At 42.8% G+C, this 23,110-nt stretch carries 24 protein-coding genes, 1 tRNA gene, 1 other RNA gene and 1 pseudogene; 21 read left to right on the top strand and 6 right to left on the bottom strand.

All coding sequences use genetic code 11. From position 1 onward, the window contains the following. Nucleotides 1–3 precede the first annotated feature (3 nt). From ffs to OCV57_RS11750, 3 genes are all read right to left on the bottom strand, one after another. Nucleotides 4–103, bottom strand: an RNA gene (gene ffs / locus OCV57_RS11760) — signal recognition particle sRNA small type. Nucleotides 104–294: 191 nt separating this feature from the next. After that, nucleotides 295–1,173 (bottom strand): chemotaxis protein CheX, encoded by an 879-nt coding sequence (locus OCV57_RS11755; RefSeq protein WP_267301713.1) that lies wholly within the window; start codon nucleotides 1,171–1,173, stop codon nucleotides 295–297. Further along, nucleotides 1,174–1,554: a response regulator gene (locus tag OCV57_RS11750; protein ID WP_038671146.1), complete on the bottom strand. Its 381-nt coding sequence runs from the start codon at nucleotides 1,552–1,554 to the stop codon at nucleotides 1,174–1,176. Between the two features lie 224 nt (nucleotides 1,555–1,778). On the opposite strand from OCV57_RS11750, the gene OCV57_RS11745 reads away from it, so the two are divergent. The 6 genes from OCV57_RS11745 (at nucleotide 1,779) to OCV57_RS11720 (ending at nucleotide 6,300) form a co-directional block, all read left to right on the top strand. Next, a tRNA-Leu gene (locus OCV57_RS11745) sits at nucleotides 1,779–1,865 on the top strand. A 449-nt stretch (nucleotides 1,866–2,314) separates the two neighbouring features. Further along, nucleotides 2,315–3,658, top strand: coding sequence for a TrkH family potassium uptake protein (locus OCV57_RS11740; protein ID WP_267301712.1), 1,344 nt, complete (start codon nucleotides 2,315–2,317; stop codon nucleotides 3,656–3,658). A gap of 12 nt (nucleotides 3,659–3,670) precedes the next feature. Then, a complete protein-coding gene (locus OCV57_RS11735) occupies nucleotides 3,671–4,315 on the top strand; it encodes a potassium channel family protein (protein ID WP_022288652.1) in 645 nt (214 codons plus the stop codon). Between the two features lie 11 nt (nucleotides 4,316–4,326). Continuing rightward, nucleotides 4,327–4,488, top strand: a complete 162-nt coding sequence (locus OCV57_RS11730; protein WP_267301711.1) for a hypothetical protein — start codon at nucleotides 4,327–4,329, stop codon at nucleotides 4,486–4,488. A gap of 17 nt (nucleotides 4,489–4,505) precedes the next feature. Continuing rightward, nucleotides 4,506–5,624: a sensor histidine kinase gene (locus OCV57_RS11725; RefSeq protein ID WP_117928014.1), complete on the top strand. Its 1,119-nt coding sequence runs from the start codon at nucleotides 4,506–4,508 to the stop codon at nucleotides 5,622–5,624. Then, nucleotides 5,617–6,300 carry a response regulator gene (locus OCV57_RS11720; protein WP_022288650.1) on the top strand — a complete coding sequence of 228 codons (684 nt, stop codon included), beginning with the start codon at nucleotides 5,617–5,619 and terminating at the stop codon, nucleotides 6,298–6,300. Before OCV57_RS11725 ends, OCV57_RS11720 begins: the two co-directional genes overlap by 8 nt. 170 nt (nucleotides 6,301–6,470) lie before the next feature. On the opposite strand, the gene OCV57_RS11715 is transcribed toward OCV57_RS11720, so the two are convergent. After that, nucleotides 6,471–7,181, bottom strand: a complete 711-nt coding sequence (locus OCV57_RS11715; protein WP_267301709.1) for a hypothetical protein — start codon at nucleotides 7,179–7,181, stop codon at nucleotides 6,471–6,473. A gap of 226 nt (nucleotides 7,182–7,407) precedes the next feature. Between OCV57_RS11715 and OCV57_RS11710 the strand changes: the two genes are divergently transcribed. The 15 genes from OCV57_RS11710 to OCV57_RS11640 all read left to right on the top strand — a co-directional run bounded on the left by OCV57_RS11710 (nucleotide 7,408) and on the right by OCV57_RS11640 (nucleotide 22,176). After that, nucleotides 7,408–8,547, top strand: coding sequence for a hypothetical protein (locus OCV57_RS11710; protein ID WP_267301708.1), 1,140 nt, complete (start codon nucleotides 7,408–7,410; stop codon nucleotides 8,545–8,547). 56 nt (nucleotides 8,548–8,603) lie between these two features. After that, nucleotides 8,604–11,306: a protein kinase domain-containing protein gene (locus OCV57_RS11705; RefSeq protein WP_267301706.1), complete on the top strand. Its 2,703-nt coding sequence runs from the start codon at nucleotides 8,604–8,606 to the stop codon at nucleotides 11,304–11,306. A gap of 132 nt (nucleotides 11,307–11,438) precedes the next feature. Further along, nucleotides 11,439–11,576, top strand: a complete 138-nt coding sequence (locus tag OCV57_RS11700) for a YkvA family protein (protein ID WP_267301705.1) — start codon at nucleotides 11,439–11,441, stop codon at nucleotides 11,574–11,576. 43 nt (nucleotides 11,577–11,619) lie between these two features. Beyond that, nucleotides 11,620–12,588, top strand: a complete 969-nt coding sequence (locus OCV57_RS11695; protein ID WP_267301704.1) for a hypothetical protein — start codon at nucleotides 11,620–11,622, stop codon at nucleotides 12,586–12,588. Between the two features lie 295 nt (nucleotides 12,589–12,883). Further along, the gene (locus OCV57_RS11690) at nucleotides 12,884–13,558 is read left to right on the top strand and encodes a PIN domain-containing protein (RefSeq protein ID WP_267301702.1); all 675 of its coding nucleotides are present in this window, start codon (nucleotides 12,884–12,886) and stop codon (nucleotides 13,556–13,558) included. A gap of 70 nt (nucleotides 13,559–13,628) precedes the next feature. Next, nucleotides 13,629–14,198 (top strand): ankyrin repeat domain-containing protein, encoded by a 570-nt coding sequence (locus OCV57_RS11685; protein ID WP_267301701.1) that lies wholly within the window; start codon nucleotides 13,629–13,631, stop codon nucleotides 14,196–14,198. Beyond that, nucleotides 14,195–15,034, top strand: a complete 840-nt coding sequence (locus tag OCV57_RS11680) for a radical SAM protein (protein ID WP_267301700.1) — start codon at nucleotides 14,195–14,197, stop codon at nucleotides 15,032–15,034. Before OCV57_RS11685 ends, OCV57_RS11680 begins: the two co-directional genes overlap by 4 nt. Before the next feature lie 96 nt (nucleotides 15,035–15,130). After that, the gene (locus OCV57_RS11675; RefSeq protein WP_267301699.1) at nucleotides 15,131–16,141 is read left to right on the top strand and encodes a nuclease-related domain-containing protein; all 1,011 of its coding nucleotides are present in this window, start codon (nucleotides 15,131–15,133) and stop codon (nucleotides 16,139–16,141) included. A gap of 6 nt (nucleotides 16,142–16,147) precedes the next feature. Then, nucleotides 16,148–17,749: a uracil phosphoribosyltransferase gene (locus OCV57_RS11670; RefSeq protein WP_267301698.1), complete on the top strand. Its 1,602-nt coding sequence runs from the start codon at nucleotides 16,148–16,150 to the stop codon at nucleotides 17,747–17,749. Between the two features lie 19 nt (nucleotides 17,750–17,768). Continuing rightward, a complete protein-coding gene (locus OCV57_RS11665; protein ID WP_267301696.1) occupies nucleotides 17,769–18,110 on the top strand; it encodes a hypothetical protein in 342 nt (113 codons plus the stop codon). 14 nt (nucleotides 18,111–18,124) lie between these two features. Then, a complete protein-coding gene (locus tag OCV57_RS11660) occupies nucleotides 18,125–18,343 on the top strand; it encodes a hypothetical protein (RefSeq protein ID WP_267301694.1) in 219 nt (72 codons plus the stop codon). Nucleotides 18,344–18,655: 312 nt separating this feature from the next. Next, nucleotides 18,656–18,952, top strand: a complete 297-nt coding sequence (locus OCV57_RS11655; RefSeq protein ID WP_267301693.1) for a hypothetical protein — start codon at nucleotides 18,656–18,658, stop codon at nucleotides 18,950–18,952. A 670-nt stretch (nucleotides 18,953–19,622) separates the two neighbouring features. Then, a complete protein-coding gene (locus tag OCV57_RS11650) occupies nucleotides 19,623–20,459 on the top strand; it encodes a hypothetical protein (RefSeq protein ID WP_267301691.1) in 837 nt (278 codons plus the stop codon). 13 nt (nucleotides 20,460–20,472) lie between these two features. Then, nucleotides 20,473–21,777 (top strand): HNH/ENDO VII family nuclease, encoded by a 1,305-nt coding sequence (locus OCV57_RS11645; RefSeq protein ID WP_267301690.1) that lies wholly within the window; start codon nucleotides 20,473–20,475, stop codon nucleotides 21,775–21,777. A gap of 12 nt (nucleotides 21,778–21,789) precedes the next feature. Next, the gene (locus tag OCV57_RS11640; RefSeq protein ID WP_267301689.1) at nucleotides 21,790–22,176 is read left to right on the top strand and encodes an SMI1/KNR4 family protein; all 387 of its coding nucleotides are present in this window, start codon (nucleotides 21,790–21,792) and stop codon (nucleotides 22,174–22,176) included. Nucleotides 22,177–22,219: 43 nt separating this feature from the next. Here OCV57_RS11640 and OCV57_RS11635 read toward each other — a convergent pair. Next, nucleotides 22,220–22,430 (bottom strand): annotated as a pseudogene (locus OCV57_RS11635) (hypothetical protein). 135 nt (nucleotides 22,431–22,565) lie between these two features. Continuing rightward, nucleotides 22,566–22,760, bottom strand: coding sequence for a hypothetical protein (locus tag OCV57_RS11630; RefSeq protein WP_267301688.1), 195 nt, complete (start codon nucleotides 22,758–22,760; stop codon nucleotides 22,566–22,568). Nucleotides 22,761–23,110: the final 350 nt, after the last annotated feature.

The following is a 23,110-nucleotide window of genomic DNA, read 5'->3' as shown; positions in this document are numbered from 1 at the left end:
ATGGGCGTGCGGGCGGAACTGTGACACACGAAACAAACCGCTTAATGCTGCTCGGTTCCCCGCCTGACATGGTTCACAGCGTTTCATTGCACAGGACCCGCACACCTATATCTCGGATTGATGAGGAACAATAACTGAATCATATCAATCTAACTTTTGTTACCTTACTATTATAACATACTTCCAATGAAATTTCAAGTGTTTTTGAAAAAAAGTTATAAAAAAAGGCAAAGAACATCAACGCCGCTGAACAAAGCTGGACAGCGGCGGATATTATGTGCTTGTAAAATTATATCAGGTGGCAATGATGAAATTCAGCTTGCCGAACGGATAGTTCACAGGGATACAGAATGCAGTGCCAGACAGGGCAAGCTCACCATTTTCCAAAAATTCCTGCGGTGTAAGTGTAAGCTCAACGCCATGCTCGTTTGACTCATTTACAACGAACAGACCGTCGTTTACGTTCAGAAATTCGCCTGCTGTAGCGTTTACAAAGTCATCGACCTCCGTGAAGCTCTCTTTGGCAAACCTCTCAGCGAAAGCCATATATGTCTTTGAATCTGTGGAAATGCAAGCCTCAGCGTTATACTTTCCATTTATTTTTTGGATAACGATATGTTCTGCTGCAAAATTCTTTATAACTGACGCTTCCATAGGAGTGAAATCGTCACCGATAAATCTGATAAGATTTTTGAAAAGCAAAGTAACATAATCAGTACAGATACGAGCATTTTCATCATTGTCAAAATGATAGAACTCATTGATAAGGTTATGTAGAGTTTCTGTTTGATTGTCTGAAATATCGTCGGTTATCTGATTTTCAGCCTTATAGTCTTTAAGTGCCTTTTCAAACTCAGCATTGGTAAGAGCACCGTTATTAACAAGGGTCTGACCCAGGAGCAGATAATCAGTAGGCTGCTGAGCGAGAAGCTTTTCAACGTCGTCAGCGGTAACATAGCCAAGCTCCACGGCAAGGTCGCCAAAACGTTTATCGACACTCTGCTGAGTGATATTGACGTGCTCCACCTGCTCGGCTGTCATAAGACCAGCGTTTATAGCGAGAACGCCAAGGCGAAGTCTTGTATGCTTTTTAGCCTCGAAAGCCTGAGTAAGATCCTCAGCGGTACAAAGCTTATGGTTAAAGAGGTAGCCTCCAAAAAACTGCGCAAACATTTACAGTACCCCCTTTGCAACGTTCTCAAGGACTTTAAGAGCGTCATTATCAGCTATAGGTTTCTGCAAAAAGTCCACAGCTCCCGACTTAAGAGCGTCTTTCAAATGGCTCTGAGTACCAACAGAAGAAGCCATTATCACCTTAGCGTCAGGGTCTTCTGCTATTATCTGTTTGAGGGCTTCAATACCTGTTACCTTTGGCATGATGATATCCATGAAAACCACGTCAGGCTTGAACTCCTTATATTTGCTAACAGCTTCCTCACCGTCGGCTGCTTCATAAACGGCTTTTACTCCAAATCCAGAAATAGACATACTGAGCTTTTTGCGAGCGAACATAGAATCGTCGCATATAAGCACTGTCATTTCATTTATATTCACGATAGATCCCTCCCGATTATTTTGCGGCAGCAGTTCCGTAATTGCCGATGACGGAGAAAATAATTTCTCTACTGCCTTGTTTTTAATTATATCATAAAATTCTCCAAAAGTCAAGAGTCGTCAAATATGTTTTATGTTGAAAATATACAAACCAGTAAATGCAGAATTTACTTGCAGTTTGCTTGACAAAATGAAAAAAGTGTGCTATAATCATAGTGTTATGTGCCGGTGTGATGGAATTGGCAGACGTGTCGGACTCAAAATCCGATGGTAGCGATACCGTACCGGTTCGACCCCGGTCACCGGCACCATGAAAACGGGTTCTTGTATCAAGAGCCTGTTTTTTTTATTAGTGTCCTCATTCTCTTCTGTCTCTGCTTCACCACCAAGAGCATTGGCGAGCCTACCTCTGCTTGAAAGCCACCTCAGACGAACGGAAACGCCCCTCAGAGCCGTCCGAGCCTGCGGAGCGGAAAACCAACCGCCTGAAAAGAAAAGACCTGAGAAGTGCTTGTGTGAGCAAATCGCAGGCCTTTGTGAGTTATTCAGTTTCAAAAGGGTATGCTGTCATTGTGGCGCGCGCCATAATGATGATATGGACTTATGTGGAACGGTTTGCAGGTGTTCCAATAGACTACGGGCAAGCGGCACACATCAATATTGTGCCTTAACGAAATCTTAACACAGTAACCGTAATCTTAACAGCACTTTAACCGCTCATGTGATATAATAAAGCTATAATTTGAACGAGAGGTGTACGATGTTACATAAAAGTAAAGTAAAAAACAGAACTCATATGACTTCATTTCGGGTCATCATTATCAGTTTCTTTTGCCTGATTCTGGTAGGTTCGTTGCTTCTGATGCTGCCGATCTCATCAAGGCAGCGGTGTGTGACTTCATTCCCTGATGCAATGTTCACAGCCGTTTCAGCTACCTGTGTGACTGGGCTTGTTGTAAAGGATACTGCTACATACTGGTCTCTGTTTGGGCAGGTGGTCATTCTGATGCTAATTCAGATCGGAGGTATGGGCGTTATCACCGTCGGGCTTGCGATCATTAGAGCATCAGGGCGGAAAATCGGTCTGTGGCAGCGCAGTACGATGCAGGAATCCATCTCCGCACCGCAGGTAGGCGGTATTGTGAAGCTGACAGGCTTTATCCTTAAAACATCACTTATCATAGAGATGATCGGTGCGGCTTTGCTTGCACCCGTTTTCTGCAATGATCTTGGTATCGCTAAGGGACTGTGGTATTCCTTGTTTCACAGCATATCGGCTTTTTGCAATGCAGGCTTTGATCTGTTCGGCATAAAAGAACCGTTCTCATCGCTGACCTTTTACCACAGCAACATCTATCTCAATATCATCATTATGCTGCTAATTATTACGGGAGGCATCGGCTTCCTCGTCTGGGGCGATATCGGAACACACAAGCACAGGATCAGGCGCTTCTCTCTGCAAAGCAAGGTCGTACTGATGACATCTGCTGTCTTGATCGTTCTGCCTGCGCTGTATTTCTTCTTTTTTGAATATGACCATGGGACTATCCATGACCGGACGATCCATTCACTGTTTCAGTCTGTCACAACACGAACCGCAGGCTTTAACACAACTGATCTCGCTGCTATGGATGAATCAGGTACAGCCATTATGGTCATTCTTATGCTTATAGGCGGTTCTCCAGGTTCCACCGCAGGCGGTATGAAAACAGCGACTTTTGCTGTTCTATTCCTTTCTGCGATCACAGTGTTTAGCCGCAGAAATGATGTGCAGTGCTTCAAAAGAAGAATATCAGACGAAACTGTCCGCAGTGCAGGCGCTGTTTTGTTTATGTATCTTGTATTGTTCTTTACAAGCGGTGTCATTATCAGCAGAGTGGAAGATCTACCGCTGCTGACCTGTCTGTTTGAAACAAGCTCAGCTATCGGTACTGTAGGGCTGTCACTTGGCATTACAAGCGGTCTGTCTGCTGTATCCCGTGTGATACTGATGATACTTATGTTTTTCGGGAGAGTCGGCGGACTGACACTCATTTATGCAGCTCTGCCGTCGGCGGACAGTCAGAATTCACGCTTACCGCTTGAAAAAATATCCGTAGGGTAAGGAGTCTTATATATGAAAACAGTTTTAATTATCGGAGTAGGTCAATTTGGCAGTCATATTGCCAGACGCATGGAGGAGCTTCGGTGTGAGGTCATGGCAGTAGATGAAAATGAGAAGCATATCAACGATATACTGCCTTATGTGACCAACGCAAGGATCGGTGACAGCACCAATGAGGAATTTCTCCGTTCGCTTGGTGTAGGAAACTATGATGTTTGTATCGTTGCCCTCGGCAGCCGGTTTCAGTCCTCTTTGGAAACAACGTCTTTGCTCAAGGAGCTGGGGGCAAAGAAAGTCATATCCCGTGCGACAAATGATGTACAAATGAAATTCCTGCTTAAAAACGGAGCCGATGAGGTTGTCTATCCTGAGAAGCAGATGGCACTTCGCATCGCTACAAAATATGCATCAGACAGCATACTCGACTTTATTCATCTGGATAACAATTACTCGATCTACGAACTGAAAGTACCGAAGGACTGGTTCGGAAAGTCGCTTTCACAGATCGATATACGAAAGAAATTCAAGATCAATATTCTGACGATCAAACGCGGAGAAGAGGTATTTATCCCTTCACCGGACACTGTAATTGAAACTGATGACATCGCATTTGTCATAGGTGAGGTTCGGGATATCCAGAAGTGTTTCAGAATCTAGGAGATGATCGTGTGAGAAATGTTCTGCTTGCACTATCTGTAGGAGCAATGTTTCTCTACGGTTTTTATATTATGAAAAAAGTAGATGAATTCATCGAGGAGACACAAAAGAGCAGACGTGGACACGACCTGTCAGAAGATGATGTTGACGAACACAAAAGTGATATGTTATAATAGCAAGGGTGATCCTTATGACTGCTAATTCTATAAAAAGCTCTAAAGCATTTTCTGTGTTCAAAGACTCCGCTATATGTATTGTGGTGCTGACAGCCGCAACACTTGCCGGATACGCATTCAAAGCATTTCAACTTGCCGATGCGGACATTATCATGCTGTATATTATTGCTGTGCTTGTGATATCCATTTTTACATCAAAGATGTATTTCTGCCTGATATCATCATTAGTAGGAGTAATGCTTTTCAACTGCTTCTTCACCTATCCTGAGTTTTCTCTTTCAGTTCACGATGCAGGCTATCTTGTCACATTTGTGACGATGTTTATTACAGCGTTCATTGCAGGAACGCTTGCCAATAAGCTGAAACGCAATATCCTGATCGCCGAGCAGAATGCCCGTGAAAAGGAGGAGGCGGCACTTCTGGCGCAGAATGAACAGCTTAGAGCTGATATGCTCCGTTCCATATCCCATGATCTCAGAACACCGCTGACCTCTATATCAGGCAATGCCAGTACGCTCATTTCCGGCGGCGATACGCTTGATGAATCAGCACGTCAGCAGATATACACGGATATTTATTCCGAATCAATGTGGCTTATCGAAATGGTGGAAAATCTTTTATACGCTACACGAATTGAGGACGGCAGAATGCAGCTCAATATCTCGGTAGAGATACTTGATGACATTGTTCAGGAGGCTGTCAAACACACCAAACGCACTCACCCAAAGCGAAATATCATCGTTGATATGTATGACGAGATAATCCCCGTTATGGCAGATGCGAACCTTATCGTACAGGTCATAGTCAATCTTATGGATAATGCTGTCAAGTACAGCGATGAAGATTCTGATGTTACCGTCAGTGTGCGCCGAGAAAATGCGCATACTGTTGTGATATCCGTGTCCGATCATGGCACTGGTATCTCCGATGAAGAAAAAGAAAAGGTATTTGATATGTTCTATACGGGCGGCAGCCGTTCCTCAGACAGCAGAAGAAGTCTGGGGCTGGGGCTTGCACTGTGCAGGTCAATTATTACTTCACACGGCGGTACTATATCTGTCAGCGACAACATACCAAACGGTACAGTTGTCAGCTTTACTCTGCCAATAGGAGAGGTCGATCTAAATGAATGAATATCTTGTTCTGGTGGTGGAGGACGACAAGCCTATCAGAAATCTTATTACAACTACTCTTAAAATGAACGACTATCGCTTTATTACTGCTGTCAGGGGCAATGAAGCGATCATGCTCAGCGCTTCGCATAAGCCTGATATTATCATACTTGACCTTGGACTGCCTGATATTGACGGCGTTGAGGTGATAGAGCATATACGCACTTGGAGCGATGTTCCTATCATCATAGTCAGTGCAAGGAGCGAGGAAAGGGACAAGATAACAGCCCTTGACAAAGGTGCAGATGATTACCTGACAAAGCCTTTCTCTGTTGACGAACTTCTCGCAAGGCTCAGGGTGATACAAAGGCGGCTTATGAAGTCCGAAAACATCTCGGTCACGGAGTTTGTCAATGGCAGACTACGGATAGACTATGTTTCGGGCTGTGTTCACCTTGATGATGAAGAAATTCACTTGACACCGATAGAATACAAGCTGCTTTGCCTGCTTGCCAAGAATGTCGGCAAGGTGCTGACGCATAAGTACATTATCCAAAGTGTATGGGGAACTCCTGCGGATAACAGCGAAGCCTCCCTGCGTGTATTTATGGCTACCCTGCGAAAAAAGCTGAGTGACAGCAGTCAGGCGCTGATACAAACACATATCGGTATTGGGTATCGTATGATGAAATTATAGTTTTAGGGAGCAGTACAAAGCAGACACTTTATTTGATGATCTGTATCGCCTTCAATGGCTGCAAAAACAATTGAACTGATTTTTTTCTAAAGGAAAAAAGGGCGATGCCTTCCACTCACGGAGGACATTGCCCTTTTCCTTATGCTGTGATTATATCAGTCCTGAATCTCCTACAGCATAGTTGCACCGTCCTTGAAGCCGACTTTGTAGGCTGCTCTCATCTCAGCAGCGTCATCACGCTTCATCTTCGCCCTTTCAAAGTAGCAAGTCTTTTCTCGCTTCGGAGCGTTTTTCTTAGCTTCAAAAGCCTTAGCTGCTTCTTTTCTGTCAGTGTACTCAGTCTCACCAATGGTGATCTTGAATACGGGCAATTTTCGCTCAGGATCAATCGGGAGTTTGCGGAGAGCTTCACGGTCAGTATGGAGATCAGTAAGAATAGCAGTAAGTTTCTGTTCCTGCCCAGGGAACTTAGCGATCCTGTCCTCCATTTCAAATACCGTGTTTCTATACTCCGCAGCAAGTACCCTTAGCTCCTTTACATCGTTTTCAAGCATCAGTTTTTCCTTGATACGCTCATCGTCCGTACAGAGTGCCTTGATCTCCGAGTATGTAAGTGCCTGCTGGTCCACATTTTCGCACTTTCTCGCAGGAGTCTTACTCGTCATGATCTGAGAGATAAATTTTTGCTTGTTCTTCAAAGTCTGGTAGCTGTATGCATCGAAAGTGCCTTTGGTGACATAGCGGAAGATCTGCACCTGCTTGTTTTCATTGCCTTGACGGATAATTCTTCCGGTGCGCTGCTCAAGGTCAGCCGGTCTCCACGGAATATCGAGGTCGTAGACTGCGATCGGCTTCTTCTGGACATTCGTACCAGTACCCATTTTGGCGGTTGAACCTACCCGAACACCTTACGAACAATCTAAAAGTGCGATAAACAGACGATTTTGCTATAATCAGAAAGAGTATCAGCTTTCAGATACTCTTTCTTTTTTTTATGCATAGATTGACATATAACATCAGAAATGGTATAATTGAGACACACATATTATGTTGTATAGCTCTCAGCCTGACTGGGAGCTTTGTCATAAAGAAAGCGAGGATAGAACAATGAGCATCAGCAGAGATAACACACCAGAGCTTCAGCGTGATGATTTTACTGAATATATTTACGATGTAACCTGTTTCGGTGATCCTATCAATCCTGAAAATGCCGAAGATGTTGCTTCGGGTATCAGTCGTGCTATGGAGCTTGAAGCTCGTCCCGTATTATTGGAAGGTGTGGCAGCAATGCTGACTCAGCTCGGTGTTGCCTGTGCAGCCGATGATATTGAGCCTATGCTTACAGAGGTTAAACGTCGATATAAGGAGATTTTAGGCTTTCCCTGCCCTCGGACAGTGCAGGAGTGGATAAAAGGCACTATGCCGGGTGTAACCAATCGCCGTAATCACTATGACCTCTGTTATGCCCTTGAAATGGACTTCCAGCAGACGGCTGTTTTCTTTCAGAAGCATTATCTCACAATGCCTTTCAATGTTAAAAGCAGCGTAGATGCGGTGTTTATGTACGCTCTGTACCATAAGAAGTCATATTCTGCGGTAACTGAGCTGCTTGAAAAGTCTAAGGGATTTGTATCTCAGGAAAATGCCCATACATCGACTTCGCAGATCATCTCCATGATACTGGACATTGATGATGACGAAAAATTCCTGCGGTATTTGTCGGAGCATTGCTATAATAACGAGCAACAGTTTCAGCTTGCAAGAAGCATTATCAGCGAAGAAATCGAAACTGTGCGGAGTATCTTGTTGAGATATGAAGCTGACAGGATACTGTCTCCTGAACGGCTCGGCAGTCTTACGATTGAAGCTCTGCTCGGTGTCAAATATCAGGGTTCAAGTAAGAAAAGCAAGGACCGTAAGCTCCCGAAGCGTTTTACCGAATCACTCCCGAATGATGTTACGCTCGGCAAGATCATAAAAGGCGATGTAGCTTCATACGATTTACTGCGTAAAACTCTTATGCTCCTGAAATTCTATAACTTCTACTATGAAGCCGAAAACACCGATCCGAATACTATCGGTGGAAACCTTATGGACTTCTATGAGGAGCTTAACGGTGTTCTTATTTCCTGCGGATTTGCCCAACTCTATGTACGTCACCCGTTCGACTGCCTTCTTCTGTATTGTGCAAACTCCTACGATCCTATTGATACGCTGTACTGCGTTATCCAGAATGGACGGAATTGATTTTTATAATCATCCGAAACATTCATATATAATATAGGTGAAAGGAGGTCGGTGCTATGCTAAACAACGGCTACACCTTTATTGCTGACGGCAGGCAATACACGGTCATAGAACAGCTTGGCAGCGGTGCGAACACAGTTGTCTACCTTGCGCAGTGCAGTCATGGTGAGCTTATGACAAAGTGCATTCTGAAAGAATACGCTCTCCATGACAATGATGATATTGAAGTCGGCAAGGCGCGTTTCATAGCTTCAGGCAATATGCAGAATACAATACGGCAGAAGTCTGTGCTGACTAATCAGACTCCGCCTGTTAGTCATGTTTTTGAAGCCAACGGTACGGCTTATATCGACGTTGCCTGTTATAACGGCACGACACTTGATAAGCTCGATTCGCTGACATTACCGCAGTATATGGCGCTCTGCGAAACGATAGCCAAAACCGTAGGCTATTACCATAAGTCGGGATTTCTCTGCCTTGACCTGAAACCTGAAAACATATTTATCGTGCAAAACGCTCCTGATGATACTATAACACAGCTTGTGGAATTTATCGACTTTGACAGTATCCGTGATGTGAATAACGGCGGTAATACGCTGTTTTCCTACACAAGAGACTGGGCCGCACCTGAGCAGCTCAATCCGTATGCTGCCACAAAGATCAGCATGGCTGCGGACATCTATACTGTTGGAGAAATAGTCTTTTATCTTCTTATTGGCAGACATTCCAATGATACAGAGCATAGGGGCTTTTCCAGATTCCCGTTTGAGGACTGCAAGAGTGAATATCACAAATACTCTGAGCGCCCCGATATTCAAGCACTTTTCACCAGACTATTCAGAAATACGATACGTTCCTCTGCAACGAACCGTTTTCAGACCATTGATGAGGTCACAAAGCTCCTCGGTGCGCTTGTGGAATTGCTGAACCAGAAGGATTATATTATTCCTATTCTGCCGTCTGTATCACCTGATTTCGTGGGCAGAGACACGGAGATCAGGCAGATTGCAGAGAGCCTGCAAACCAACCATGTTCTGTATCTGACTGGTGTGGGTGGTATCGGCAAGACTATGCTCGTCAAGAACTATATCGCAAGATACCGGACGGAATATGATGTGATCGCTTACCTTGAATATGACGGCGATATTCAGCACACTTTCTGTGATGATGTGCAGTTGCAGATTAGTACGGTGTCACGGCAGGACGGTGAACCCCTCGACGAATACTTTGCCCGTAAGCTCAAGGCTTTCAAGCGTATCTGCGGCGGGCGACGGGTGCTGTTCGTCCTTGACAACTATACAGACAGGCTGACCAAAGATTTGAGCCGTATCATCGACTGCGGATATGAGACTATTATCGCAACAAGGCAGAAGCCGTCGAAGAACAGCTTTGCCGTGTTGGAGGTCGGTGCGATAGCCGATACTTCGGAGCTTTTCAGGCTTGTGACGCTCAACCTTGAACGCACACCGACCAAAGAAGAACGGCTGTGCTTTGAGGAGATCATCACGCTCATTCAGGGGCATACGCTTGTTTTAGAGCTGATCGCAAGGCAAATTGCAGCAGGCAGGCTCGATATTCACACAGCGCTTGACCTAATCCGTGAGAACGGCTTTTCTCGCTTTTCCGGCGAAAAGATAGGCAATATCAAGGACGGTGAGGAAGTTTACGATACGCTGTCGGCTATTATCTCAGCTTTATTCAAGGCAAGTGCCGTGGACAATACAGCTCGGCTCACGCTGAAAATCCTTGCTCTTCTGAATGTGCGAGGTCTGGAAACGAGCCTTGTGGAGAAGTTCTTTCCCACTATTCAGCTCGAAACAGTGTCGAAGCTCTCTGCGGAAGGCTGGCTCTACGATGATAACAGGATTCGTCTGCACCCTGTCATAGCGGAAACGGTGCGAAACTGGCTTTGGTCTGCGGACGATGTGACTGTCATGGACTATCACAAGAAGATGATCGACATTTATGCGGGAATGACGAATGATGTGCAGATCAAGGAAATACTGCGTGAAGCTGATATTTTCAGAGATAAGCACCCTCGTCATATTATTACGGCTATGTATTATGATATGCTCGGCTGCTATTATGATACATTAGCTAACGGCAGATATGTTCCCTACACTGAGGAAGAAGCAGAGATATTGCAGAATATGTTTGATTCTATGGATAAGGCTATTAAAGAAGCGGAACTATCCTCCGATGCCAGCAGCGAAAAAAAACTCACGGGATATTATCTTGATTTAGCAAGTATTCTGATAAGAAGTGTTCCGGAGGAATTTGATGAAGCTGCTGAACTGCTCGACAAGGTGTACGATCTGATCGAGGAGAACACCGACAACCATTGCTATTACTGTATGGTGGCTGCTTGGTACTACACGCTTGCCGTGCCTGACATTGAGGAAACACGGAGATTGACAGAACAGGCTGAGGAGATTGCAAGGCAGGTGTTCCCGATAGACTTGGAGATTATCGACATTATCCATATCCCGACGGCGAACTGCTATTTTTATCACAACGACTTCCGTTCGGCAGCCGATAAGATCGAAGAAGCGGTGGAGATATGCAGGAAATATCCCGACATGATACCGTATATCGACAAACAAGCGGAACTACTGAATATTCTGCTCGACATATATACGGAAATGCAGGATACAGCAAGATGCCGTGAGCTGATCGCTGAGATAGACCATATCAATGAAACATACAAGGAACAGGGCGTTTGCCGTGAGGTATCGCCCGACAAACGAAATCAGATATAAATGTGAAAGCAGGTTCTTTTTGAGCCTGCTTTTTGTTTTGGAATCCGTTTTTATACCCTCCGGTTAAGCTGTGATATACTGTAATCAGTAAGAAACACAAGGCACACCGACACTACCAAAGGAGGTAATATCATGAGTGATGTTGGAAAAGGAATGCTGATCGTTTTGGTGATCCTGTATATCGTATCACCGATCGACTTTGCCCCGGGTCCGGTTGACGATGCTATCGTGCTTCTGCTCGGAATGGCGGCAGCCAAAAAATCAGATTGAGGGACGAACTCCCCATAAACCACAACAAGAACGGAGGGTTACTATGAACAAGCTGAATAACATCAAGAGAAGCCTATTTGCACTGGTCATGTGCCTGTCTCTCACGCTTTGCGGATGCGGCAGTAACGAACAGAAAGAAGATGCCGCAGCGTCGTCGGCAGAAACTCAGCAGAGTGAAGATGTTTCCGCAGAGGAAGTCATGATCGACTATGGAGATGCAGAGTCGTTTGAAGCGGCACTGAACGAGGGCAAAAAACTTGAAGGTAAGGTGGTTCGCTTTATTGCAGGAGAATTTCACCCGCAATCAAAGCTCGGCTATAATGTATGGGCTGGCGAGCATCTGAACTTCGTATCGTCCCGCAATCCTGATATTAAGGAAGGCGATACTGTGACCGTAAAGACCACTACTATCGAAAATATGGCGGGTTCATGGGTAATCAACTATGAAAAGGTCGAAAATGCTGTTATTACCGATGATACGGTCACATACTCCAAGCCGAAAGAAACAACAGCAGCTACAACAACAGCAAAGCCCAAGACTACGGCTACTACGACTGCAAAGAAAGATGTGTCTGTTTCCGCTATGCTCTTAGCGTATGGAGCTGACGGCAATGTTATGGGAAAGAGTTTCGATGATATTGTACTGACCGCAGGACAGAACAACTTCTTCCGCTACTCATTTGAAGGCGATATATCAAGCGCAAACATTCAGGCAAATGCTCAGGCAAAGAAGGACTCTTTCATGACCGGAGAGCGTAACGCCGTTGAAATGGTGCAGTATAATCAAACTGGCGATGATCTGTATATCACCTTCAAGCAGAATGTTGATGAGATTGATTACTTCGCAAAGTTTAAGCTTCTGTTCTACAAGGACGATAAGATCGTTGATACTGAGGACGAATACTTCAGTACCTGTGTTGAGAACCTGAACGGCAACGGCGCTACTGATGTGGCTAAAATATGGGCTTACGGTACTGATTATGACAGGATTGAGTACATTTTTGAGCCTTAATTATACTTTTGAGCGTAACAGCACTCAGTTTTCTGGGTGCTGTTTATATTATAAATGCCGTATAAACGATATTTTGAATAACATTTGAAATCAAAATCGTTGCGTAAATAGAGAAAACTTTAAGCCATGTTGCGTACATTGTTACATCGTTGCATAAATCGCAGAAATAATTGATATGTTGCAATTTACGAATTATTGTTGCGTTTTCTCAAAATATATTGACATTTACGCAACAATATGTTGCCATATAATCACAGGATAAACGTTTCCCAATTCAGCTAAGGAGGAATTAGTTATGGCCAAGAAAGAAATGGAATCTTTAGGTAGAAGAATGAAACAGCTTCGTGAAAAGAACGGAGTTAAGAGTCTTGAATCCATGAGAAAACTGCTTACTGCAAGCGGCAACGATGAATATCGTGTGGACAACAAATCTACACTTTCAAGAGCTGAAAGCGGTTCGGCAGGAGAAAAAACTATTATTAAGTGGGCAAGGGCATACTGTGATGTCTTTGGATACTCAGGGAAACAGACAGAACAGTTCCTGCGCGGAGATAAAATCGCTGTTCCTGATACCTCTGCTTTAATAAAAAATTCTCAGTTAGTAGATGAACTTGGCGAGGAATACAACATTGTTGTGATTCCTGACGTTGTTATAAGAGAACTGGATGGAATAAAAAACTCAAACGCTGGGGCACTCGGAAAAAAAGCGTGGGAGATTATTCGAGAAATTGGGTACGGTGACAGAGTAATAAGAATGGAATATGATGGTGACAAATCAATTGAAAAAGATGAGCAAATTATAGCAGTAGCAAAAAAAGCAGCTGAAAAATACGGGTGCGAAGTTCAGATTATTACTGATGATGCTGACTATTCTGCATTTCTAAAAGGCGATGAAACTGTTACCGCTTTACACCTCAGAGAGTATATGATAACCAAACAAAAGCTGGTCAATATGAAGGGGGCTTGTTGAACTTGATAATTACTATGCAGACGACTACTCTGATATAATTGCTCCCGATGAGGATGAGATTAATGCTTTCTTGGCTGATGGCAATACTCTGATTATGTCTGTGGTTAGAAACCGTAAGCATAGTTTGACTCAACGTAAAGCGAAGATCAAGTGGCTTATAGATAATGGGGCTGATGTTAACAAGAGGGATTGTAAACATAGGTATTTTCCTCCTCTCACTCATGCAATTCAGATGAACGATTATGATATGTTCATTTTTCTCCTGAACGAATGTCATGCAAATCCGAATGTCGAAGGCCGAAATCCTCACGATGCAGGAAAACTGAGGCAACGTGAAAAGAACGAAGGAAATATGCCGTTGATGGATGCTGCTTGGGACGGCAAGGTCGAATTTGTTAAGACGCTCTGTGATGATGAGAGAACAAGTATCAACCAGCAGGACGCAAACGGGTTTACTGCTTTGATAAAAGCCTGTGCGAATGGTTATCTTAAATGTCGTGATATATTACTGGAAGCAGGGGCTGATAGAAAAATCGTTGACATTGATGATATGACTTATGAAGATAGGTATAACGAATACCTTGAACTGGGGCGTATGAAAGATCGAAACAAATCGAAGAAAAAGAGGAGTTTCAGATGATAACCAGAGCCTGCATCAGCATCAACAACCGCTGTAACCTGAACTGTGCTTGCTGCCACTTTCACACCACTGAAAAGGCGGAATACCTTACAGAAGCAGAAATGAACGTGTATGATATACTCGACAATATCAAGCAACACATAGACAAGTACGATATTGAGGTATTCAAACTCGGCTTTGTAGGCAACGGCGAGCCTCTGCTCGACTATGTATCACTGGAAGGATACATTGAGTATATCAGCGACTACCTTCTGTCGGGCAGGATTGCTGCCTATACCATAACAAACGGAACACTTGTCAATGAAGAAATGCTCGGATTCTTCAAGGGACATAGGGTTAATGTGGGTTTCTCGATAGACGGAATACCTGAGATACATAACAGACTAAGGTGCAATACCCATTCAGAAGTCATGAACGCTATTGAGCTTTATTATTCAGTAAACGGCTGCTATCCTTCAATGAATTGTACCGTTGGCAGAGATACGCTCAAAAAGGCAGAAGATACGATTGCTTTCTTTGAACCGTTCGGCAGCAGGATAACATTCTCACGAATGATAGGTGCAGGCGGTATATCCTTAGATGAGTTTCATATTTTCCTTGATAAAGCCAGGAACAGGGTTAATGTCCGTATAGGCAAATATGACTGTACCATGTACGGAGGTATGTGCGGAGCAGGAATAAACAACATCTTCTATGCTAACGGGAACGTTTATTTATGCGGTAACTGCGTAGATTTACCGCCGATAGCAAAAGCAGATACGCCTATTGAACGTATAAAACCCGAAATTCCTGAATTTGACCGAAATACTTGTTTCAGAGAATCGCAAGGGCTGTAGGTCATGGAATCGGTTTTAATAACTGTTTTCTGATATGTATTATAATGTGTACAGAAGAAAAACGCCCGTTTTCAATCTAAGAGGGAGGAATTTGAAATGATGAATGAAAAGAGAGTAAACGAGATCATTTCCCAGATAACCGCTTTTTCTAAGGATACTTATACCAGGAGTGAGTACCTGCTTGAGCTGCTTAAACTCCAAAAAGAGTTGATTGATCTTACCTTCAAAGCTGAACATGCTGAAAACTGTGATCTTCAGCTTTGGGACGTTGAAAGGCATTTCCGCAAGATGAACGAGGAGCGTGGTCATGTAGCTGACGATGAACTTGCACGGTTCGTAAATGGCAGCAAGGTAGTCTGCAATAACATTAGTGCTGAGTTTTCAGGAAATGCAGGAGAACAGAAGGTATTCAGAGCATTAGATAACCTCGGCTGTCAGAACGGTGTGCTTCACAATGTTGAACTTGAATTCGATGGCAGACGTACTGAGATTGACGCTATCGTGTTCACCAATCATGCTATATTCATCATCGAGATCAAGAACAGCAAAAAGAACATCTTTATTGATGAGAATGGCGAGTTTTACAGAATAGGTAACTCGATGCACCATGACTGTAATATCGCTGATAAGATGGACGAGCGTGAAGCTCTACTCCGCAAGGCACTTGAACGTGCTGGAATGGATTATCTGAAAATCTTTAAGATCGTAACTTTCACCAATCCTCGCATTGATGTTGAGTGTAAGTATCATTATATAAAAGTCTGCCCCAGCAACTATCTTCCTTCTTTCATTGAAAGGTTCACAAGCAATCAGTGGTATTCCTATGAGGACATTTGTACCATGATGGAGGCTGTAACTGAGGTCAAATGTCCAGAAGAATACCAGATGGCGATTGATATGACTGAATTCAAGAAAGATTTTGCAATACTTATGACAAAACTTGAGGCAGCGGAAGAAGCTGATAATGAGCCTGAGAAAAACATTGAAACTAAACCTGATAATAAAAATAAGATAGTCCGTAAATATGGAAGTATGGTAGCTGCCGCAGTTGGCGTAACACTTGTAAATGTGGCTTTCATCAGTATCAGCAGACTTATAAGGAAGTGATAACAAATGCGGTTTGCACTCTACGGTCTGCCCTGTGCAGGCAAGACAACGATATTTGAAGGACTTACTATCCCTGTGATACATGGCAGTATGAAACTTAACAAAATGGCATCGGGAAGATTTTCGGATCTTTCCGATGCTGAAAAAAATGCTCTACGTATCAGATATGCCGAACAGCTCAAAGCAAGAACTGACAGCTTTATCTCGGACGGTCACTATTCGTTCCTTGATGATGTGGCTTTTACCTATGCCGATGGAGATCTTTATGATGTTTTCATTTACCTATACTGCGAGCCTGAAATTATCAGAGAGCGGCTGAAAAGTTCTGATAAAAATAGAAGATTTGCAGAGCTTTCTGTTGAGCGAATTCGCAAGTGGCAGAGTTTTGAGATCGAAAGCCTGAGAACAGAATCTCATAAGCGTAACAAGGACTTCTATGTAGTGAAAGATATTACTGCTGAGGGATTGCAGGCTTTCATCGACAGTATTGAGAATGGGTTCAGTTCATTCGGACTTGCTGAGGACATAGCCAATCAAATCATGCACTTTTATCCGCAGCCATGCGATATTCATATATGCGACGGTGACAAGACCATTATAGAACAGGACTCGTTCAGGGTTTGCACAGGCGGTCACGTTACTCATGTATTTGACGGCAATTTCTATACGGGGTATCAGGCATTTCAGTTCACCAAAGAAGTTGAAAACCTAAGCTATGATATCGAAAAACTCAGAACAGTAGACCTAAATGGAACTATCTTCGGTATGGTTGCTGATAAAAACCATGTTATACTTTCATCTGGTATCAAGATGCTTTGGAAACAGCTTTCCGAACAGTTTACGTTAAAGAATGTGATCGCTGATACGCTTATCTCGGCTGACACTAAGTTCTTTGTAGTCAAGCTCCTGCAAGATAAAGGATATGCTGTCACAGCATACGGTGACGGCAAGAATGATTATTATATGCTGAAACAGGCAGACAAGGGCTACCTGTATATCGGCAAATATCTTAGCCGTTCTCTGGGGGATTCGGATTTGTCGGGAATAAATTTAGTCTATGACATATCACCATACATACTGGCTGACAATAACGGCTGTATAGCAGATGACATTGCAATCTGCAAGTCTGATTCAGGTGTGAACGGTGCAAGGCTTGTAGATGCACACATCAGGCTTGGAAGAAAACTCGGTGAGGTCATGCGAGGTTTTATCCCCAATATCAATGCTGCTGTTATCGTACTTGAACGTGGCGGTCGCTTCTTCGGTGATGGTGTATATACGGGCTTTGGTGGTACTTTCTACAGCTACAATCCTAAAAATGATGAACTCCCAGCTATACAACAAGGGGTAGCAATTATTGTTGACAGCGTTATCAATGCAGGAAAGTCCGTCCTTGGTATGATAGATAAGCTGAAAAAGAAGGATCCTGAGATAGAGATAGTTATTGTGTGTAACGTAATACAGAATGATGCGGTCGATCTCTTGCAGGGGTATAAGGTCTTTGCAGTACGCACCTCTGCAAATTCGTTCGTCAGCAGCAGACAATCGACACAAAAGAGTGGTAAAGGTCCGGATACAGCTGACAGACTGTTTAATTATATTGACTAACTGAAAGGAGAAATGATTTATGGCGTGGGATGCAAATGAAAAAGGCAATTACGCATATTTGACAAAGACAGCAAGCGAACACGGTGGTGTAGACAACTTCATTGATGATATTCATAATGAAGGCTATCAGGAAGGTCATGAACACGGTATGATTGAGGGTGCTGGTGTTGTAACTGTTGTAATTACTGCTGCAATAGGTGCATACGAAGGTATCAAGTATCTCGTTCAGAAGCACAAAGCGAAGACACAGACGGTTAAAGAACGTTCCGAAGCTGCTCAGGAAGCTATAAGGCAGATATGTAACGATTATGATAGTGAGCAGTATGACGAGAGTGAAAAAAACGAAATCGACAATGAGTGAAGGAGGTTGTTGTCATGACTATCTACACAACACAGGAGTACAAGGGCTATGGTAAACAGAACTACTACTGGTACGAGTACCGTCTTGAAGGCGGAACAGTAGTAAAGTATAAGTGCCATAGACAAAAGTTCTTTGACGGACATGAAAACAGTTGGGAAACTGATGAAAGAGAAGTGGAATCATGGGCAACTGATGATCCTAATATACCTGATTGGCTTCATCAGTATCTTTGATATAAAAGCAGTCCTCGGAATTCACTCTGAGGGCTGTATTATCGGAATACATTTTTATAATTGATTTCAAAGATATGATACAATGATTATAAAATAGGAAAACGAAACCATTTGTATATTATCATAAAAATATTACAACGATAGCTATTTCGTTTCTTGCAATATTGACTAAAACACCGTTTTGTGGTATAATATTAAGGGAATATTTTACTAAAAAAGTTCTATTGTGGCAATATGCATACTTCATGTTAAAATGGGGAGGGTAATACGAAAAGATTACTGAAAAAACTATTCTGCACATTTGGTGTTGCAATGATGCTCACGGTAGTTTTAGGTGCATTTCCGTTCGTTGCAGAAGCAAAAGAACAGACCGTTGATATTGATGGTCTTGTATATGAATTAGGAAAAAAGAGCGAATATGAGATCGATTCGTCAGAACCTTCTGATAATGCGGATAAGGAGTTCAGAATAGGTACACTGTCTATAAATGGTGATATTCAGAGAAGCTATGATAAAAACGGAATTAAAGCATATGAGATAGCCGATGATGGGACATTCTCGCTTGATTTCAAGTACATAGACACTCTGAAAAAAAGCCGAAGAAGATAGCTGGCACCTGATCGAAGATGGGGACGATGTTGTTAATGGCATAGAACTCAGTGACGATATTGATTATGGAGCGCTTATTCTGCAAACATCCATTGACGGCGAGAAATGGGTTACTATCAATACAACCGTCAACATTACAGATAATAAGACGTTTGAAAAAGATCAGATAAATAATGTTCAGCTTTCCAACGGCTGTTATTATAGAATCATAGCTGCTTTTGAAGCTGAAAAAAGAACAAAAGATTATTCGTGGTCTTTTAAGGAGTTCTATAAAACCGATGATTATAGTACCAAAAAAATAGCTCAGGTATATGAATTCTATGCAAGCTATAAGGACATAAATACTACACCGACAGGCGAAAAGTATTATTTCTATGCAGGTGCGAAAAATGCATCGTATACCGTTGGAACAAAGAAGAATAATTACGCTGGCTCTCAGACAATTACAAAAGACGATCCGCATTACGGCTGAGATCTTGGTTACTTTTGTTTAAGCGGATACACAGATAAAGGCGATTCAGAAGATGTTTACCTTAAAAAGGTAGGAAATAAAGTCAAATTAACTTTCCATCTTGATCAGGACATCAAAAAACTGAATGGAAACAGCGATTTTAAAATAGAGAGTGATAAAAACGGCTCTGATGAAGAATTCAAAGTTCCGGCTCATAACATGAAACATGGAGAGCTGATTATACGCCATACCGACTCTGAGAATGTGGCAGAGGAGGTTAAGTATTCCGATTATCTTGCCGCACTTGCGTCACCGGGTGCAGATACTGCGATTCAACTTTTTGAAGAGGGAGACTATGAGGTTCATCTTGATTATGCTATAACAGATTATGATGGCTGGGACAGCACAACATATTATCAGACCTCATTCAAATTCAAGATAAGAAACGCAAACTGTATGGTTTATATCTTTGACTCCAAATCAGGTACAGAGCTGAACAACGGTGATGTTACAGAAAATGGCTTTCGTATCGACGCTGCAAAATCAAGTTATCCCAAGCTCCAAGTCAAGAAAGAAATACTGAATAATACGGAGAATGGGCTTGTAGAGGATACAAGATTTAATGGCGTTGCTTCTGACGGAGAAACGTTTACCGATGAAGGAATATACACCATCAAAGCCTTTAACCGCTATGATGATAAACTTGAGCCTGCCGTAAAGACTATATATGTTGGAAGCAACAATATTCTAACAGCATACACCAAGAATCTCAATTCTTCTAAGCATTACGAAATATCTGAGTTGAATGCCCTTGTCGATAAGGGATATACAATTACTGACGACGGAGATATTATTGAGCCTGTGGTGGAAACCACTACCGCTGATATTACAACATCAAGTCCTGAAGCAACATCAGATGCAGCAAACAGCACAACTGCCTCCGTCAAAAAGAATGAGAGTAAATCTGTACTCCTCATAGTTGGCGGAGGTATTGGTGTTGTAGCTCTTGGCGGTATAATTGCTACCGTTCTCAGAAAGAAGAAAAATGATGAATAATAAGAGGGACGCTATGAAAAAAGCACTTGCCATACTGCTTTCCTGTGCTATGCTCCTTACGGGGTGTTCCTTACAAGATGCAGTCGATACATCATCTGAGACTACAATATCGATCACAGAACAGACTGATATTTCCGAAGTGGATAAAACAGAGTCATTAGCTACAGAAGCCACTGTACCAAATGAAAGTGCAGATCTGACCTCAGCACAATCTACTGTGGATACAAATTCCGAAGAATATGTTAATTCTCTCGTTTTCACTTCCCTGAACGATCCTAATCTTATGAGATATGTGGAGGATACAGTTTATACTGATCTGGTCAATCAGCTCGACAGCGATAAGTATTTCGTAGAGAATGTTGAAGCAGTTTACATTTCTAAGGAATATCTTGATGAATTAGCCTATAATTCTCAAGAGAATATCTATTTCGGTTATAAGCTATCTGATCTTGAGGAGGCTTTTCAGGGGGATAAATTTATCTTCACACTCGGTGAAAACGGTCAGACAGATGTTGTTCCGTTCGAGGAATATGATGATACCTTCGATAAAGTTATCCGCAATGTTGCCATCGGAACAGGGGTTATCTTATTATGTGTGACCGTATCGGTAGTAACAGGCGGTGCTGGAGCACCTGCGGTAAGTATGATATTTGCGGCTTCCGCAAAATCTGCAACTGTATTTGCTCTATCATCAGGTGTGATCAGCGGTGTATCTGCCGGAGTAGTAGAGGGGATCCAAACCCACGATTTCGATAAGGCTGTAAAAGCCGCTGCTTTCAAAGGCAGCGAAGGGTATATGTGGGGAGCTTGTACGGGTGCTATAACAGGTGGATCCAGTGAAGCTATCGCACTAAAAGGTGCAACACTGAATGGTTTGACAATGAAACAGGCTGCGACAATTCAGAAAGAATCCAAATACCCCATTGATGTTATTAAACAATTTAGTAACATGGAGCAATTTGAAATATGCAAAGAGGCAGGGCTGACAGCTGAAATGGTTAACGGCAAAACAGCTTTAATCAGAAATATAGACCTAAACTTTGTTGACGAAGCTACTGGAATGACTAATTTAGAGCTAATGCAGCAAGGAAAAGCGGCAATTGATCCGATTTCTGGTTTGCCGTATGAGCTACATCACATAGGTCAAAAGGCTGATTCTACTCTTGCTATTCTTACCAAAGCGGAGCATATGCAAAATGGCAACAATAAAATATGGCACGTATTTGGAAAAGCGAGCGAAGCTCATGCTCCTGGTAATACTTGGGATACTCAACGTATGGATTTTTGGAAAAGTATGGCGACGTTACTTAGTGCATAAAGGAGATATAGTATGGATATACTGGCGGCATTGAAAAAGCAACCCTTGTTTAAATCCTATATTGCAGGATCAGCAGATGACATTACCAAAGCAGAAGAAAAACTCAAACTGTCATTCTCCGCTGAATACAAACAGTATTTGTTAAAATTCGGATTTGCGACTTATGATGGTCATGAGATAACAGGAATATGCAAGGCAAAGCGTCTCAACGTTGTTGATGTAACGCTGAGTGAAAGGAGCATTACTCCCGATGTTCCTGCTGACTGGTACGTTATAGAGCAGTTGAACATTGATGGCATTGTAATATGGCAGTCAACCACAGGAGAGATTTTTCAGACTACTCCTAATACTAAGCATAAGAAGATATGTGATTCACTTGCTGATTATATTTGTATGTAAAAATAGGAGCGTTGCCATTGTGGTAACGCTCCTATTTTTCATATCAGTCCTCATCACTACACTCGTCAAGCCCGCGAAGCAGTTGAATGTAAACGCACTTCGCACGTTCATGCTCCTCACCGTCCATAGACATCATGAGTTCAAGGAAATATGCTTTTGCCTGTTCATAGTCCGTTCAGATCTCACGCCTGCCGTTGCAGACAGTCGTGACTTTTTTGTGATTTCGGCATTGCCAATTCGGGTATCACTAACATATCATGCACCTCCAATTTCATAGTAACCATATTATAGCCTACAATGATTTCAGAGCCCAGCATATCAGAATAATTGTAATAATTCTTGTGCAGGGCGCAGCAATTAAAGGAAAATCCTCGGTGCAATGCGCTGTATCATTCAAGGTCATTCCACTTGCGTTTCTGCTGTTGACCTCGGTTCTGCTCATGGCGGAGATACTCCACTATTGTTACTGACGCTTCGGACAGCTCACGGGACTTTTTATCCGCCTGAAGCTGCTGTGCGATAGTAAGTGACTCTCCCGGTGTACGTGAGCCTGCACCTGTGTCTATTTCCCCAATCTGTGCCAATCTCCTTTGTTTTTATTATACTTTGATTGTTTTGTATGTGTCAAGTTTTATTATACGGGATTATTTTCTGCCAAAAATTTTTTTCTGAGGGGCTTTTGAGGTGTATTTTGAAAATGTTGAATTAGCGCATCTTTCATAGCTCGTATTTCATGAAACGTTGAAATAGCGTGATTTCTGAGTGACGAGAAGTGATTTGGAGTGAAACGAAGTTCAAAACTCAAAATCCGATGGTAGCGATACCGTACCGGTTCGACCCCGGTCACCGGCACCAAGTCACTCGCCGTGACGGGCATTCCCGCCACGGCTTTTTTGTACACCTAGCTTTATGCCGCTGGGCGTATTTTTATTTG

Origin of the sequence: Hominimerdicola aceti (assembly GCF_025567495.1) — a bacterium.
Taxonomy (GTDB): Bacteria; Bacillota; Clostridia; order Oscillospirales; family Ruminococcaceae; genus Hominimerdicola; species Hominimerdicola aceti.
Note: the sequence above shows the minus strand (reverse complement) of the source record. Positions and strands in the feature narration are given on the sequence as shown.

What these genes read in the sequence shown, in the direction of transcription:
- OCV57_RS11755 (WP_267301713.1), bottom strand. Translation starts at nt 1,173, where the DNA reads ATGTTTGCGCAGTTTTTTGGAGGCTACCTCTTTAACCATAAGCTTTGT.
- OCV57_RS11740 (WP_267301712.1), top strand. Translation starts at nt 2,315, where the DNA reads ATGTTACATAAAAGTAAAGTAAAAAACAGAACTCATATGACTTCATTT.
- OCV57_RS11735 (WP_022288652.1), top strand. Translation starts at nt 3,671, where the DNA reads ATGAAAACAGTTTTAATTATCGGAGTAGGTCAATTTGGCAGTCATATT.
- OCV57_RS11725 (WP_117928014.1), top strand. Translation starts at nt 4,506, where the DNA reads ATGACTGCTAATTCTATAAAAAGCTCTAAAGCATTTTCTGTGTTCAAA.
- OCV57_RS11720 (WP_022288650.1), top strand. Translation starts at nt 5,617, where the DNA reads ATGAATGAATATCTTGTTCTGGTGGTGGAGGACGACAAGCCTATCAGA.
- OCV57_RS11715 (WP_267301709.1), bottom strand. Translation starts at nt 7,181, where the DNA reads ATGGGTACTGGTACGAATGTCCAGAAGAAGCCGATCGCAGTCTACGAC.
- OCV57_RS11710 (WP_267301708.1), top strand. Translation starts at nt 7,408, where the DNA reads ATGAGCATCAGCAGAGATAACACACCAGAGCTTCAGCGTGATGATTTT.
- OCV57_RS11705 (WP_267301706.1), top strand. Translation starts at nt 8,604, where the DNA reads ATGCTAAACAACGGCTACACCTTTATTGCTGACGGCAGGCAATACACG.
- OCV57_RS11700 (WP_267301705.1), top strand. Translation starts at nt 11,439, where the DNA reads ATGAGTGATGTTGGAAAAGGAATGCTGATCGTTTTGGTGATCCTGTAT.
- OCV57_RS11695 (WP_267301704.1), top strand. Translation starts at nt 11,620, where the DNA reads ATGAACAAGCTGAATAACATCAAGAGAAGCCTATTTGCACTGGTCATG.
- OCV57_RS11690 (WP_267301702.1), top strand. Translation starts at nt 12,884, where the DNA reads ATGGCCAAGAAAGAAATGGAATCTTTAGGTAGAAGAATGAAACAGCTT.
- OCV57_RS11680 (WP_267301700.1), top strand. Translation starts at nt 14,195, where the DNA reads ATGATAACCAGAGCCTGCATCAGCATCAACAACCGCTGTAACCTGAAC.
- OCV57_RS11675 (WP_267301699.1), top strand. Translation starts at nt 15,131, where the DNA reads ATGATGAATGAAAAGAGAGTAAACGAGATCATTTCCCAGATAACCGCT.
- OCV57_RS11670 (WP_267301698.1), top strand. Translation starts at nt 16,148, where the DNA reads ATGCGGTTTGCACTCTACGGTCTGCCCTGTGCAGGCAAGACAACGATA.
- OCV57_RS11665 (WP_267301696.1), top strand. Translation starts at nt 17,769, where the DNA reads ATGGCGTGGGATGCAAATGAAAAAGGCAATTACGCATATTTGACAAAG.
- OCV57_RS11660 (WP_267301694.1), top strand. Translation starts at nt 18,125, where the DNA reads ATGACTATCTACACAACACAGGAGTACAAGGGCTATGGTAAACAGAAC.
- OCV57_RS11655 (WP_267301693.1), top strand. Translation starts at nt 18,656, where the DNA reads ATGATGCTCACGGTAGTTTTAGGTGCATTTCCGTTCGTTGCAGAAGCA.
- OCV57_RS11650 (WP_267301691.1), top strand. Translation starts at nt 19,623, where the DNA reads ATGAAACATGGAGAGCTGATTATACGCCATACCGACTCTGAGAATGTG.
- OCV57_RS11645 (WP_267301690.1), top strand. Translation starts at nt 20,473, where the DNA reads ATGAAAAAAGCACTTGCCATACTGCTTTCCTGTGCTATGCTCCTTACG.
- OCV57_RS11640 (WP_267301689.1), top strand. Translation starts at nt 21,790, where the DNA reads ATGGATATACTGGCGGCATTGAAAAAGCAACCCTTGTTTAAATCCTAT.